Annotated in this window: 18 protein-coding genes; 8 read left to right on the top strand and 10 right to left on the bottom strand. The window is 38.1% G+C overall.

Annotation, left to right across the window (positions count from 1 at the left end; all coding sequences use genetic code 11):
- Nucleotides 1-2 precede the first annotated feature (2 nt).
- From BS85_RS0108270 to BS85_RS0108255, 4 genes are all read right to left on the bottom strand, one after another.
- A complete protein-coding gene (locus tag BS85_RS0108270) occupies nt 3-1,238 on the bottom strand; it encodes a beta-ketoacyl-ACP synthase II (RefSeq protein WP_026944369.1) in 1,236 nt (411 codons plus the stop codon).
- A gap of 76 nt (nt 1,239-1,314) precedes the next feature.
- The gene (gene acpP, locus BS85_RS0108265; RefSeq protein WP_026944368.1) at nt 1,315-1,548 is read right to left on the bottom strand and encodes an acyl carrier protein; all 234 of its coding nucleotides are present in this window, start codon (nt 1,546-1,548) and stop codon (nt 1,315-1,317) included.
- Between the two features lie 70 nt (nt 1,549-1,618).
- On the bottom strand, nt 1,619-2,362 hold the full coding sequence (fabG, locus tag BS85_RS0108260; protein ID WP_026944367.1) for a 3-oxoacyl-ACP reductase FabG: 744 nt from the start codon (nt 2,360-2,362) through the stop codon (nt 1,619-1,621).
- Nucleotides 2,363-2,409: 47 nt separating this feature from the next.
- Entirely contained in the window at nt 2,410-3,228 is an 819-nt protein-coding gene (locus tag BS85_RS0108255; RefSeq protein ID WP_026944366.1) for a YaaA family protein, read from the bottom strand.
- 94 nt (nt 3,229-3,322) lie between these two features.
- Here BS85_RS0108255 and BS85_RS0108250 point away from each other — a divergent pair, with 94 nt between their 5' ends.
- Entirely contained in the window at nt 3,323-3,769 is a 447-nt protein-coding gene (locus BS85_RS0108250) for a hypothetical protein (protein WP_245596322.1), read from the top strand.
- Nucleotides 3,769-4,431, top strand: coding sequence for a 16S rRNA (uracil(1498)-N(3))-methyltransferase (locus BS85_RS0108245; protein ID WP_026944364.1), 663 nt, complete (start codon nt 3,769-3,771; stop codon nt 4,429-4,431). The genes BS85_RS0108250 and BS85_RS0108245 overlap by 1 nt, the downstream gene beginning before the upstream one ends.
- Nucleotides 4,432-4,461: 30 nt before the next feature.
- Here BS85_RS0108245 and BS85_RS0108240 read toward each other — a convergent pair whose 3' ends face one another.
- The 3 genes from BS85_RS0108240 to BS85_RS11740 form a co-directional block, all read right to left on the bottom strand.
- The gene (locus BS85_RS0108240) at nt 4,462-4,749 is read right to left on the bottom strand and encodes a hypothetical protein (RefSeq protein ID WP_156938110.1); all 288 of its coding nucleotides are present in this window, start codon (nt 4,747-4,749) and stop codon (nt 4,462-4,464) included.
- A 20-nt stretch (nt 4,750-4,769) separates the two neighbouring features.
- A complete protein-coding gene (locus BS85_RS11605) occupies nt 4,770-4,925 on the bottom strand; it encodes a hypothetical protein (protein WP_156938109.1) in 156 nt (51 codons plus the stop codon).
- A gap of 267 nt (nt 4,926-5,192) precedes the next feature.
- Nucleotides 5,193-5,357, bottom strand: a complete 165-nt coding sequence (locus tag BS85_RS11740; protein WP_169734702.1) for a hypothetical protein — start codon at nt 5,355-5,357, stop codon at nt 5,193-5,195.
- Nucleotides 5,358-5,675: 318 nt separating this feature from the next.
- On the opposite strand from BS85_RS11740, the gene BS85_RS11595 reads away from it, so the two are divergent.
- From BS85_RS11595 to BS85_RS0108215, 3 genes are read left to right on the top strand one after another with little or no spacing between them, the layout of a single operon-like run.
- Nucleotides 5,676-5,822: a hypothetical protein gene (locus BS85_RS11595; RefSeq protein ID WP_156938108.1), complete on the top strand. Its 147-nt coding sequence runs from the start codon at nt 5,676-5,678 to the stop codon at nt 5,820-5,822.
- Between the two features lie 44 nt (nt 5,823-5,866).
- On the top strand, nt 5,867-6,337 hold the full coding sequence (locus BS85_RS0108220) for a type II secretion system protein (protein WP_026944362.1): 471 nt from the start codon (nt 5,867-5,869) through the stop codon (nt 6,335-6,337).
- Between the two features lies 1 nt (nt 6,338).
- Nucleotides 6,339-6,722 (top strand): prepilin-type N-terminal cleavage/methylation domain-containing protein, encoded by a 384-nt coding sequence (locus tag BS85_RS0108215; RefSeq protein WP_026944361.1) that lies wholly within the window; start codon nt 6,339-6,341, stop codon nt 6,720-6,722.
- Between the two features lie 10 nt (nt 6,723-6,732).
- Here BS85_RS0108215 and BS85_RS0108210 read toward each other — a convergent pair whose 3' ends face one another.
- From BS85_RS0108210 to BS85_RS0108200, 3 genes are read right to left on the bottom strand one after another with little or no spacing between them, the layout of a single operon-like run.
- Nucleotides 6,733-7,326 (bottom strand): UbiX family flavin prenyltransferase, encoded by a 594-nt coding sequence (locus BS85_RS0108210; protein WP_026944360.1) that lies wholly within the window; start codon nt 7,324-7,326, stop codon nt 6,733-6,735.
- Nucleotides 7,323-8,231: a flagellar basal body P-ring formation chaperone FlgA gene (gene flgA, locus BS85_RS0108205; protein ID WP_051604753.1), complete on the bottom strand. Its 909-nt coding sequence runs from the start codon at nt 8,229-8,231 to the stop codon at nt 7,323-7,325. The genes BS85_RS0108210 and flgA overlap by 4 nt, the downstream gene beginning before the upstream one ends.
- The gene (locus BS85_RS0108200) at nt 8,222-10,363 is read right to left on the bottom strand and encodes a heavy metal translocating P-type ATPase (protein ID WP_026944358.1); all 2,142 of its coding nucleotides are present in this window, start codon (nt 10,361-10,363) and stop codon (nt 8,222-8,224) included. Before BS85_RS0108200 ends, flgA begins: the two co-directional genes overlap by 10 nt.
- A 115-nt stretch (nt 10,364-10,478) precedes the next feature.
- Here BS85_RS0108200 and BS85_RS0108195 point away from each other — a divergent pair, with 115 nt between their 5' ends.
- The 3 genes from BS85_RS0108195 to BS85_RS0108185 are packed head-to-tail and all read left to right on the top strand — an operon-like array spanning nt 10,479 to nt 12,860.
- Nucleotides 10,479-11,504, top strand: a complete 1,026-nt coding sequence (locus BS85_RS0108195; RefSeq protein WP_026944357.1) for a ribonucleotide-diphosphate reductase subunit beta — start codon at nt 10,479-10,481, stop codon at nt 11,502-11,504.
- On the top strand, nt 11,494-12,219 hold the full coding sequence (locus BS85_RS0108190; protein WP_026944356.1) for a carbon-nitrogen hydrolase family protein: 726 nt from the start codon (nt 11,494-11,496) through the stop codon (nt 12,217-12,219). The genes BS85_RS0108195 and BS85_RS0108190 overlap by 11 nt, the downstream gene beginning before the upstream one ends.
- Nucleotides 12,220-12,221: 2 nt before the next feature.
- On the top strand, nt 12,222-12,860 hold the full coding sequence (locus tag BS85_RS0108185) for a protein-L-isoaspartate(D-aspartate) O-methyltransferase (protein WP_026944355.1): 639 nt from the start codon (nt 12,222-12,224) through the stop codon (nt 12,858-12,860).
- Nucleotide 12,861: the final 1 nt, after the last annotated feature.

Raw genomic sequence — 12,861 nt, 5'->3', positions numbered from 1 at the left:
ATTTACACTCTTTTAAAAATCACAACACCATTTGTTCCGCCAAAACCAAAGGAATTGCTCATTACCGCATTAATTTTTGCTTCTCTTGCACGATTGGGAATATAATCCAAATCACAATCGGGATCTTTTTGAATCTGATTAATGGTTGGTGGCAGGATTCCTTTTTGCATCGCCATAATAGAAACCACTGCTTCAATGCCTCCTGCTGCGCCTAAACAATGCCCAATCTGTCCTTTGGTAGAACTCACAGGTGGCACAGCACCATTGAAGACTTTTTTAAGAGCTAAAGTCTCGTAATAGTCATTGTATTTCGTGCTTGTTCCGTGCGCATTAACATAATCAATCGGAATCCCTGCCATTTGCAACGCCATTTTCATTGCGCGATACGCTCCCTCGCCCTCTGGGGCTGGTGTTGTGATATGGTTTGCGTCTCCACTCTCACCAAAACCAACCAATTCTGCATAAATTGTCGCTCCTCTAGCTTTTGCCATTTCGTATTCCTCAAGCACCAATGCCGCTGCACCCTCGCCCATTACAAAGCCGTTGCGCTCATTATCAAAGGGGCGACTTGCGTGTTGTGGGTCATCGTTTCTATCCGATAATGCTTTCATTGCTGCAAAACCGCCGATTCCAACACCACAAATTGCGGATTCCGCCGCGACAACTAACATTCTATCCGCACAATTTAGCATAATGGTTTTACCCGCTTCGCTGATTCCGTGTGTTCCCGCCGCACACGCAGTAACACTTGCTAGATTGGGTCCTTTAATAGAATAATCAATAGAGATGAATCCTCCAAGCATATTTACAAGCGCAGAGGGGATAAAAAAGGGCGAAATGCGTTTAGGTCCGCGCTCAAAGTTAATCACAGAGTTTTTCTCAATATTTCCTAATCCTCCAATTCCTGAAGCAGAGCTAATGCCAAATCTCTCGGCATTAATGGAATCTAGCAATTCACCCGCATTATTTAGCAAACCGCTATCCTCCATCGCCTCTTTTGCAGCTTTGATTCCAAGCTGGATAAAGCGATCTGCCTTTTTGACTTCTTTAGCGTCCATTACAGAGCTTGGGTCAAAGTCTGTAATTTCAGCGGCAATTTTTACAGGAAATTCCGAGACATCAAAAGAGGAGATTGTTTTAACTCCACATCTTCCATCTACAATAGCTTTAAAAGAATCTTCTCTGTTTAATCCAAGAGCATTAATCATTCCTATCCCGGTAACTACTACGCGTCTCATATTTCTCCTTATTTTTGCTAAGGCATACCCTGCCTTTGCAGGTATGCTAAAATTTGATGGTTATGTCTTATAGAAATTAAGCTTTTGCCTTTTCAATATATGCCACAACATCGCCAACAGTTTGGATTTTTTCCGCTTCCTCATCTGGAATCTCAATTTCAAACTTTTCCTCTAATGCCATTACAAGTTCTACAACATCTAAAGAATCTGCACCCAAATCATCTACAAACTTAGATTCTGGCTTTACCTCGCCCTCATTTACATTGAGTTGTTCAACAACAACTGCCTTTACATCATCAAACATTGCCATTATTTTCTCCTTAAAAATTCAATAAGTTTAGTATTGTAGCTAAGTTTTTCTTAAAAAACTTCTTAGTTTGCTACATATACAATCCGCCATTTACTTTTAATACCTCGCCGGTAATGTAATTTGCGCTATTTGAAAGCAAAAATGCCACTGCACTAGCGACTTCCTCTCCTGTGCCAAATCTTCCCAATGGAATATTTTGCGCATAAGCTTCTTTGATTTCCTCTTTCAAACTTTTTGTCATATCACTTTCTATAAATCCCGGCGTTATGCAGTTAAAGCGGATTCCTTTGCTTCCGCCCTCTTTTGCAAAGGATTTTGTCATTGCAATCATTCCGCCTTTACTTGCTGCATAATTGCATTGCCCAAGATTCCCAATTTCTCCGATGATTGAAGCAATATTTACCACCGCTCCATAGCCTTGTTTGCGCATAACCTTTAATGCTTCCCTGCAACCAATAAAGCTTGAAGTGAGGTTTGCATTCAGCACAGAGGTAAAATCCTCTACTTTCATTCGCATAGAGAGCTTATCGTTTGTGATTCCTGCATTATTGACTAAAAACGCTAATTCTCCATCGCTACTAATAATCGCATTAATCCCTGCGATAAACTCCTCTTCTTTTGTCGCGTCAAAACACACAACAGCGGCGTTTCCGCCATTATCTTGAATTTCTTTTTGTAAAGTATCGGCAAGTTCTGGCTTGGAGCGGTAATTAATCCACACTTTCAAGCCCTCTTTTGCTAAGACTTTGGCAATTTCCGCACCGATTCCCTTACTTGCCCCTGTGATTAAAACATTTTTTCCACAAAATTGCATTTTTGAATCCTTAAAATTAAAAAAGGTAACGCATATTATACACTATTTCATTTGCTTTTTATTGCATAAGTTAAAACAATGCGCTTTATCTTTTTGTCCTGAATTGTTTGCATAGATTCCAACTCCAAACCCTCCACATAAAGACTACTCAAATCTTGTAAGCATTTCAACTCTTCTTTTGCACACATTCTAAGTAGTATGCCACGATAATGCTTGGCATAATGACTGACCACTTTACCATTTTTTATAAAATTTGGTTCATATACCAATAATTCATTTATCTTTAAAGTAATTGGAATCTTACTTAAATCAAAGCATTTTTGGTAGAATCCTGCGCGTAAATCCAAAATCTCTAAAGATTCTTTTTGTTGCTTTATCAAATACTCCCAAATATTCTTTGTATTTTTGGCGTAAAATTTCCTTGTGTTAAATTCTACTAAACCCCGCTCAAACCCCTCTCCTTGTTTTAAATCATAATAAGGGATTTTATCCTCCGCCCTTAACAAACCAAAAAGATTAGAAAATATCAACAAATGTTCATTCAAATAATCCCTAGCATAACTCTCCAAATGCTCAAAATCCAATGCACTAAAAGCCACTCCAATATAGCGCAAAACTGCGGGTAGCAAAGGGGATTGCATTAAATTTTGCGCTGCTGCTAACTCTTCTAAATCTATATTCTTAACGCCAAACATTTGTTTGATTTCTGATTCTTTACCACCTTGCAATATTCCAATATATGCCTTTAAAGCCTCATCTAAACCAATATTGCAAATAAAGTCTCTATAAAAAGTTTCTTCTTTTGCTTGATATGCCTTTTTGTGTTCCAAACATTTTTTCTCACTTGGAGAAAATAAAATCCACATTTTAGCTCCTTTGACAAATTTTTAAAGCAATCTTAACATATTTTAATTTTTAAAAACTCCACAATCCTAGATACTTTACAAAGGAATCTTTTATTTGTTACAATTCGCACAAATTTTACCCAAAAGTCATACAATGGAATTTGTCGGAAACCAACTGCTTTTTATACATTTATTGTTATCTTTTCCTCTGCTTTTACCACCTCTTTGGAATCTCTTTTGCCTATTTACCAAAGAATCCCATACGCAAAAACTTCGTTTTTTAGCCATTACTGCACCCGCATATTATATGCTACTTAGTGCTTGTATCTTTAGTGGGCTTGTGATTTGGGCAATGTTAGGATTTATAATGGATTTTAAAATTCTCACAATGCTTGTGTTATGGCTTGTTTGTTTTGTGCTTGAAATTATGCGACACAAACGTCAAAAGCTCATCAAAGTAGAAGCGGACAAACTTAAACGCGAGGCATTCTTTCTTTGGGCAAAACTCAAATACAGCTTTGATTTATGCGCCTTTGCGATTCTGCTTTTTTGGGCGATTTAATGCAATTCATACTTCACGAAAATGCGGGAGATTCACAAATTATCCTTCAAGATGAAGACTATCATCATCTTTTTCATTCTCGCAGAATGCGTAAATCAGAATCCTTATATTTACGCAATGGTAAAGATTTAAATCTTTACCATTACACAATTATAGAAATCAACAAAAGAGACGCGAAGTTGCTTTTGCAAGAAACCCAAACCACACCACTTAAAAATCCTCCAAAAGGGCATTTGATTTGGGCAATGATTGAACCAAAAAATATTGAAAAAACTATACCTTTGCTAAATGAGTTAAATTTGAGAAAAATCACATTTTTTTACGCACAATATTCACAAAAACAATTCAAATTAGACCACAAGCGTTTGGACAAAATATTAAAAAACTCGTGTGAGCAATGCGGACGCATTATAAAGCTAGAGATTGAAGTCTTACCCAATTTAGATGAAGTGTTAAAAAGTTATCCAAACCTTGCAATTTTGAATTTTGGAGGAGAATCCTTAACGCAAAACCTAGAGATTCCTTTAATGGTCGGTTGTGAGGGAGGATTTAGCCCAAAAGAACGCGGAATCTTACAAGATAAACGCATTTTTAGCGCACCCAAATGCAATATTTTGCGAAGCGAAACTGCTGCACTATACGCAACAACTTATTTGATTTAATTATAATTTCATAGCTTATAATCTCTCTTTTTAAGCCTCTTTAGATTCCTTAAGCAGTGTTTGTATTATGGAATCGCTTTGAGAATCTGTTTTTGTAAAAGCATTTTGAGAGATTCCATAGACAATAGAGGCTTCTTTGTTTTTAAGCTCTTGATTTTCTTTTTCTAATCTGTCTCTTTGCACTAAGACTTCAAAGAAAGTTTGTGAGGAATCAAAGCTAGAAGCAAGAAAAGCACTTTTTGTAAAAACAATTTGAACTTCCCCTTTATAATAATCCTTAAAAGGCAAATCGTCCCCATTCCATAGAGATAGTCGCATCTCCTATCTTGAAAGATTTATTATCTAAAACCCCCGCCTTGATTGAATAAATAAGATGCAACTTTTTCTAAAGCATTTTGGATAGTCTTTTTATAGTTTTGTGGAATCTTATGAAAGGATTCCGCCTGATAGAAAAAGCCACTAATGGAGGTTGCGAGGGCATTAGAGTTTATCATTGCCTATAATTAGGCTTGAATCAAGGTTTTGAATGTTGGAATATTCCTTAATAAATTCATACAGATTCTCTTTTGCCTTTACATTATCTTGCTTTATGGATTTTTAATTCTTTTCCTGCGTGGCTAAAGTGGTGGTATTTTCTGTATTTGCGGAATTAAAGCAAAAATTATATGGAGAATGCACTTGCATTGCTTATCCTTTGAATATCACTTGAATTGTTAAGGTTTATTTTTGCAATTTCAGCAGAAGTGCTATTTGTTCTAAAGTTATAAGTTGTAGCAACTGCTGCATAATAAATATGCAGAATCTCCAGCTTCTAGTTCAACCTTGTAATACGCAGTATAATAAATATTTTGCCCTAAATTATTTACAACGCCATAGTGTTTAGGAATATAGCCACTCAAATACGCCCCACCTACAACCTTACTCATTTCCTCATCGTTTAAGACTTTTACACCTGCGCTTTATTTGTTAAACTCTCCATTGGTTGCAAGTGCGATAAAATCTACTTCTGCAAAGAGTGTGCTTGAGATTCCTAAACTTAACAAAATTCCTAAAATTAGCTTTTTTATTTTTGTTCCTTTAAAAGTTTAACATTTCATTACAAATTACAGAATCTTAAAATAAAGTGTAAAAGTTTTTTAACTTTCTTTAGCTTGTTCAAGGTTGTTACGCAAAGAAACAAGTTTGCAAATAGAATCTAAAATGCGATTCCGCATTTTAGATTGCTTCAGCCTAAAGACTTCACAATGATAGCGTGGGATTCGTCATTGCGAGAATTGCAACGCAATCCGTGGCAATCTATCATTCAAATCAAAAGCAAATTTAAGGATTCCATTAAATTTCACACGAAATCTTTACAAACCACTCAAAAACCGATACAATGCAGACTTTAACAAAAAAGTCCAAGACTAAGATTCCGCATTTAATAAGGAAAGGTATGCAAAGCAAAAAAGCTTTTACAATGCTAGAGCTTGTATTTATCTTAGTGATTTTGGGTATTTTAGCCGCAGTTGCGATTCCAAAAATCTCTGCAAGTCGCGATGATGCGAAACTTGTCGCGCTTAAAAGCGATATTAACACACTCAAAACTTCCTTCCCCGCCTACTTCCTTGCTCAAGGAGAGGGAACTTTTATCACTGCTATTACGCTTAGTAGTGCAAATTGGAATCTTAGCGACTACACTATTACAAGCAAACTACAAGACAAGAATGGAAATCCTTGTATCAACGCAACTTTGTTGAATGCGCAACAGACTACCGCCAACACTCCTAAAGATGTGCAATTCTTGCAACTCTCTACACAGACAAATCCTAATGCGCAAGGTGATACTTGTGAAAAACTGCTTGAGAGTATAAATCTTACCCAAACACTTAGGATTCCACTACTTAGTAGCTCTATTATCTTTTAAAATGCCAAAACATAAATCCGCTTTCACTTTGCTAGAATTAGTGCTTGTGCTATCTCTACTTGGTATTTTACTTACCTTTGGGATTCCACATTTTAGCCAATACACTCAAAATGCTTGTATCAAAAAATTGCAACTCCAAGTCCTAAATCTCAAACTAACCCTCAAAGCACAAAAACAGCAAAGAATCACAACAGATTGGAACGCACTCTATCAAAACCTTGATTTAAAGCCTAGCGCGTGTTATTTTGAGAAGCAAAAAAACGGATTCATCGCAAACGATAATGGACGCAAGGCTTATTTTGTGCTAAAAAATCTCATTTTAGAATGCCAACACGCAAAAAGTGCGCGTTTGCACAATGGTGAATCTTTGTGTGATATTTTTTAGGATTCTTGCTTTACCCCCAACGCACATAATCAAAGGGAATTGACAAACTATCACACCATTTGCCAATTAAGAATCTCTCTATTTCCTCTAAACTCTTTCCAGCATAATAACCAAAAATGGGCGGTGCAATTTGGACGCCCAATCTTGAAAGCTTTAACATATTTTCTAGCACAATAGGGCTTAAAGGCATTTCACGCGGCGCAAGGAGCAACTTGCGATTCTCTTTTATCATCACACTTGCGGTGCGGGTGAGCAAAGTATCACAAATCCCATAAGAAATTTTTGCCAAAGTATTTTGCGAACACGGAATCACCGCCATAGCCTCACAGATAAACGAACCACTTGCAATACTTGCGCTTAAATCTTTATCTTCAAACAATGTGAGATTAGGAATCCCTTGCAAGGCTTTTGTTAAAACACAAGAGATTTGCTCCTCCTTGCTCACAGAATCGCTCCTGCCCTTATGAATTTCTGCCAATATTGTATCCTTAGCACCCCGTGTGATGACACAATACTTTTCTATCTCTTGTGGCAAAAAATGTAAAAATTTCAAACCCAACTCTACCCCACTTGCACCACTAATTCCTACAACAATGCGCTTCATAGCAATCTCCCTCTACCCTCTCCTATTATCTCTACTTCATAAGTTTTTTTTCCTTGCAAAGCACGTGCCTTGATAATATCGCCCACTGCGCCATCTTTTTGCGCCTCTAAAATAAATTCAAGCAATACACCCTCCTCCATAACGCTTACAGAAATCTTGTCTCCTTTCTTTACAACGCGTTTAAGAATCAAACGATCCTTAGTAATTAAAACATCTTTTGGTGTATAAGAGCGCACCGCCACTTTACCCATTTCGCTTTCTTTCATCAAAGCACTGCTAATACGATCAAAAGGAATCCGGACAATACGCGCATTGCTATAATTCACACTTTGCCTTCCGCTAATAGACTCGCTAGTTTGAATCGCCTGTAAAGTCGCGTCTATTGCGTATTTAAAATAAACTTTGCGATTCCTTACCTTATCATTATTCGTCTCTTGCACGATAATATCAAAACTTCCCTCTCTCCGTTTTAGCAACTTAGAATGAAAATCAATGGATAAAATCGCCTCTTCTTTGAAATCAATGGGTGTAATTTGCTCTAAATGCACCGCATTGACTTGAATTTGATTTTGCTGATACTCACGCAAAAATTCTGCCAAAATATATTTGCGAATCCCCTCAATTTCTCCACCTACTACGCGTTTAAAAGTGATAATCGGGGCTTTTGCCCCCACAGAGATTCCCTCATTTGCAAACTTCTCAACAATTTGAGAGCTTTTCACTTGGTAGCTATTGGAGCTTTTAGGAATCTCAAAAAGCACAAAGTTATTTTGCAAATTAGGCAATAAATCCTTTGCATAAATCGTCTGATTTTTAAACCTATACTCTTCCTCTAGCACAGAATAAGGAAGCGGATAAGCATTATTTAAAAAGATAAAACATAAAAAAACAAAAATTAAGCGCAACTCTTAAGCCTTAAATTTGAGATTCTAAGCGCATTTGTAACGACGCTTAAGGAACTTGCAGCCATTGCCGCCCCAGCAAATGCAGGTTGCAAAACAATTCCAAAATAAGGATAAAGCACACCCGCCGCTAATGGAATTAAAATAATATTATAAATGTAGGCAAAAAAGAGATTTTGCCTAATGTTTTTTAAAGTCGCATTCGCTATATCAAAAACTTCCACGATTCCCCATAAATCATTTTTCAGCAACAATACATCGCCCACTTCTTGCGCTAACTCTGTCGCTTCAATAAATGAGATTCCAAAACTTGCTTCCTTGAGTGCTAACGCGTCATTAATCCCATCTCCTACAAAGCAAACTGCCCCGCTTTGCGAAAGCTGTGCAATTTTATCGGCTTTTTGTGTTGGTGTAACACCGGCAAAATACTGCGCCACACCCAAATCCTGCGCCACTTTTGCTACATTTGCTGCATTGTCTCCGCTTAAAATGACGGATTCCACTCCACGCGCTCTTAAGGCTTCAATCGTGGCTTTTGCATTGATTTGAATAGAATCTTGCAGATAAAATAACGCTAAAATCTCCTCCTGATTCCCAAGTGCTACACAATCCTCGCGTGAAACTCCTTGTAATGGCTTTTTGCATTGTGATTCTACCCACTCTAAAGAACCCAAAAAATAATCTGTGTTCTTAAATCTTGCTTGCACACCCTTGCCGATTTCATAGTTTTTAGATTCCAAATTTATAGTAGCAAAACCCTTAGCAAAGCCTAAAATTGCTTTTGCAATGGGGTGAGGATTGTTGCTTTGCATTGCATAGCTTAATCCTAAAATCAAATCCTTTGGTTGATTTGCAGATAAAACTTTAAACTCTTGGACAACAATTTCTCCCTTTGTGAGTGTGCCGGTTTTATCAAACACGATAGTTTTGATTTTCTTAGCCTTTTCATAAACATCGGGATTTTTAATTAAAATCTCCGCCTTTTTAGCACGCATACTTGCACACACAATGGCTAGAGGCACTGCAAGTCCTAGCGCACAAGGGCAAGAAACCACAAGCACACACGCCGCAATTGAAAGCGCAAAAGCTAAACCCTGCCCCACAAACAACCACACCACAAACACTACAAGACTTAGCAACACAACACTAGGCACAAAGATACTAGCGATTTTATCCGCAAGTGCGCCAATAGGTGGCTTTTGACTTTGGGATAATTCCAATAAATCTAACATTTCATAGACAAAAAACGCGTTGGAATCCTTATTTGCCTCTACAACAATTTCGCCATTGAGAACCAAACTCCCGCCAATTACTTCCGCTCCCGCCTCTAATGTCTTTGGCACTTCCTCTCCATTAATATGTGCGCTACTCACTTCAGCCTTGCCTGATAAAACAATGCCATCTAATGGTATCTTTTCTCCCCCTACAACAAGGCACTTATCTCCCTTTTGGATTTTATCTATAGCAACCCATTGTTCCTCTTTGGAATCCTGAACCAACCTTGCTTTAGCGGGTAAAAGTTTCGCTAGAATCTCTAACGCATCACTTGCCTTTTTCTTTGCGCTAGATTTGAGATATTCCCCCACAAGCACGAAGCAAATCACCGCACTACTCCCCTCAAAGTAGAATCCCTCCGCGCCACTTAAAAACAAATAAACCGAATACACATACGCCACGCTCGTGCCAAGCGCAATGAGGACATTCATATCCGCCGATTTTGTTTTAAAAAAATTCCTTGCGCCTTGATAAAAGGGCAACCCACAATAAAACTGCACAACACTTGCCAAAAGGAGCTGAACCATTCCGCTCCAAGCGGTGTGGAATCCACCCATATGCAACGCGAAAATTACGATAAACAATGGAATCGCAACCCACAATCTACGCTTCAAGCCCTTAATATAAGCAATCTCAAGGGCTTTGGAGTTATCCAAGCTTGTCGGAAAGCCATAGGAAGTAATCAACTCTGCAATTTGCGATTCCGTGATTTTTGTCTCATCGTAGGCGATTTTTGCAAGTCCGCTAATGGCATTAATTTTGACATTTGTAATGCTTGGAATCTTTTGTAAATTTTTATCAATCGCCCCAGAACACGCGCTACAATGCATTCCGCTAATATTTAATTTAACCACTTTCATTCTTTGCCTTTATGCTTACTTTAATAAATAATTGATGAGTTTTAAAGCTTTAAAATTTTATAATTTCTGCTTTTATTTTATACTTAAATATTTTATAATTTCTTAAGGTAATTTTATGATAAACCGCAAAAAAATCTACAATCCAAACTCCCAAGAAAGCGTGAATGAACGCAAAATCTTTGGAGGTAATCCCACCAGCATTTTTGAGCTAAATAAAATCAAATACCAATGGGCTTATAATCTTTGGAAAGTAATGCTTGCAAACACTTGGTTTCCTGAAGAAGTGAATATGACGCTAGATAAACGCGACTATGCAAACGATTTAACTTCAGAGGAGAAGATTGGTTATGATAGAGCCTTAGCGCAACTCATTTTTATGGATTCTTTGCAGACAAATAACCTCATTGACAATGTTAATCCTTATATCACAAGCCCAGAGATTAACCTTATCTTAGTGCGTCAAGCTTTCGAAGAAGCCCTGCATTCCCAAAGCTACGCGGTAATGGTAGAATCCATCTCGGCAAATACCGATGAAATCTATGAAATGTGGCGCACAGATATGCAGTTAAGAAACAAAAACGACTACATTGCAAATGTGTATGAGGAACTAGCAGTCAATCCCACAGAATCCACACTTCTAAAGGCAATGTTCGCCAATCAAATCCTAGAGGGAATCTACTTTTATAGTGGATTTGCCTTTTTTTATACGCTTGCAAGAAGTGGCAAAATGCTAGGAAGTGCGCAAATGATTCGCTTTATCCAGCGCGATGAAGTAACACATTTGTTGCTATTTCAAAACCTCATCAATTCCCTAAAAAAAGAAATGCCACAACTTTTCACTAAAGACTTAATTGAAGAAGTGATTGAAATGTTTAGAGAGGCTGTGAAAGTGGAATCCGCTTGGGGAGAATACATTACACAAGGACAGATTCTAGGACTTACAGACGAGATTATCCACGAATACATTTGCTATCTTGCCGACGATAGATTAAAACGCGTGGGCTTGCCCCCGCTTTATAATGCTAAACACCCCATTAAGTGGGTAGATGCTTTTAGTGCAATTAATGAAACAAAGCCAAATTTCTTTGAAACACAACCAGCTAATTATTCAAAAGGGAGTATAAATTTTGATGATTTCTAAGCAACTTTATTCATTACAGGTTAAAACAGGGCAGAATTTTGAGGAGAATCTAACGCATTTAAAGAATCTTATTTTAGACTGCGAAAGTGATTCTATTATTTTAGCACCCGAGGTTTGCTTGACAAACTTCTGTTATCAGAGAATGGACGAGGCAAGTGAATTTGCAAAAGTCGCAACAGAGACGCTACTTAGGCTCTCTAGCGACCGCACGATTGCTATCACAATGATTGAAAAATACCGCGATGGATTCTACAATAACCTAAAAGTCTTTCACAAAGGCGAATTACTGCACAAACAAAGCAAACATAAGCTATTCCCACTTGGCAATGAGCATTTACACTTCCAAAGTGGCGATATTGCAGAGATTGCACCTTTTAAAATTGACGATTTAACTTGCGGTGCGATTAACTGCTTTGAATTGCGTTTTATTGAGCTTTGGGAGAGGGTAAAGGGTTGTGATTTGATTTTTGTCCCTGCGCAATGGGGCAAGGAACGCAAAGACAACTTTGAAACTCTGTGCAAAGCCTTAGCCATTACCACACAAAGCTTTGTGTTAGCAAGTAGTGGGGCAAACGACACCTGCGCAAAGGGAAGCGGAATCATCTCACCCTTTGGACTTGCGCTTACCGATGATAGCAAAGAAGTGGTTGCGATGCGTGCGGACTTCAATGCTGTTTCACAAGTGCGCAAATACATTAATATCGGGCTAAAATAGGAATGCAAGCACTTAAAACTGCAAATATGGTGCTTGAAATCTCTAAGAGATTCCCCCTAAGCCCAAATGTTGAAAAAGCATTTTTAAGTGTGAATCGTGAAATTTTTGTCCCCAACGGCTTTAAGCATCTCGCATACGCACTAGACGCACTTCCTATGGGGGCAAGTCAATGGATTAGCTCTCCTTTAACCGTGGCAAAGATGACAGAATTTCTACAATGTGAGGGTGCGGATTCCGTGCTAGAGATTGGTTGCGGGAGTGGTTACCAAGCTGCGATTCTTAGCAAACTCATTCGCCGTGTTTTTAGCATTGAGCGCATTGAAAAACTACTCATAGAAGCGATTGCGCGGATTAAACTCTGCGGAATTTACAATATTAACACCAAGCTTGATGATGGGCAAAATGGCTGGACCACTTTCGCGCCCTATGATAGAATCTTATTTTCTGCTTCCATTGCAGAGATTCCACAAAGCCTTGTTTCACAGCTAAATGAGGGCGGAATCCTCGTTGCACCAATGGTAAAAAACAATATGCAAATTATTACGCGTTTTTTCAAACAAAATGGAATCCTAACGCAAAAAGAGGAGCTAGAGAGTTGCGTGTTTGTGCCGGTTGTTAGCGGATTGGAGAAAGAATCCTAAT

The organism is Helicobacter rodentium ATCC 700285 (assembly GCF_000687535.1).
GTDB lineage: Bacteria > Campylobacterota > Campylobacteria > Campylobacterales > Helicobacteraceae > Helicobacter_D > Helicobacter_D rodentium.
This window is presented reverse-complemented; position numbering and strand designations above follow the sequence as displayed.

Coding starts and splice junctions, on each gene's coding strand:
- BS85_RS0108270 (WP_026944369.1), bottom strand. CDS start 1,238: ATGAGACGCGTAGTAGTTACCGGGATAGGAATGATTAATGCTCTTGGA.
- acpP (WP_026944368.1), bottom strand. CDS start 1,548: ATGGCAATGTTTGATGATGTAAAGGCAGTTGTTGTTGAACAACTCAAT.
- fabG (WP_026944367.1), bottom strand. CDS start 2,362: ATGCAATTTTGTGGAAAAAATGTTTTAATCACAGGGGCAAGTAAGGGA.
- BS85_RS0108255 (WP_026944366.1), bottom strand. CDS start 3,228: ATGTGGATTTTATTTTCTCCAAGTGAGAAAAAATGTTTGGAACACAAA.
- BS85_RS0108245 (WP_026944364.1), top strand. CDS start 3,769: ATGCAATTCATACTTCACGAAAATGCGGGAGATTCACAAATTATCCTT.
- BS85_RS0108240 (WP_156938110.1), bottom strand. CDS start 4,749: ATGCGACTATCTCTATGGAATGGGGACGATTTGCCTTTTAAGGATTAT.
- BS85_RS11605 (WP_156938109.1), bottom strand. CDS start 4,925: ATGATAAACTCTAATGCCCTCGCAACCTCCATTAGTGGCTTTTTCTAT.
- BS85_RS11740 (WP_169734702.1), bottom strand. CDS start 5,357: ATGAGTAAGGTTGTAGGTGGGGCGTATTTGAGTGGCTATATTCCTAAA.
- BS85_RS11595 (WP_156938108.1), top strand. CDS start 5,676: ATGATAGCGTGGGATTCGTCATTGCGAGAATTGCAACGCAATCCGTGG.
- BS85_RS0108220 (WP_026944362.1), top strand. CDS start 5,867: ATGCAAAGCAAAAAAGCTTTTACAATGCTAGAGCTTGTATTTATCTTA.
- BS85_RS0108215 (WP_026944361.1), top strand. CDS start 6,339: ATGCCAAAACATAAATCCGCTTTCACTTTGCTAGAATTAGTGCTTGTG.
- BS85_RS0108210 (WP_026944360.1), bottom strand. CDS start 7,326: ATGAAGCGCATTGTTGTAGGAATTAGTGGTGCAAGTGGGGTAGAGTTG.
- BS85_RS0108200 (WP_026944358.1), bottom strand. CDS start 10,363: ATGAAAGTGGTTAAATTAAATATTAGCGGAATGCATTGTAGCGCGTGT.
- BS85_RS0108195 (WP_026944357.1), top strand. CDS start 10,479: ATGATAAACCGCAAAAAAATCTACAATCCAAACTCCCAAGAAAGCGTG.
- BS85_RS0108190 (WP_026944356.1), top strand. CDS start 11,494: ATGATTTCTAAGCAACTTTATTCATTACAGGTTAAAACAGGGCAGAAT.
- BS85_RS0108185 (WP_026944355.1), top strand. CDS start 12,222: ATGCAAGCACTTAAAACTGCAAATATGGTGCTTGAAATCTCTAAGAGA.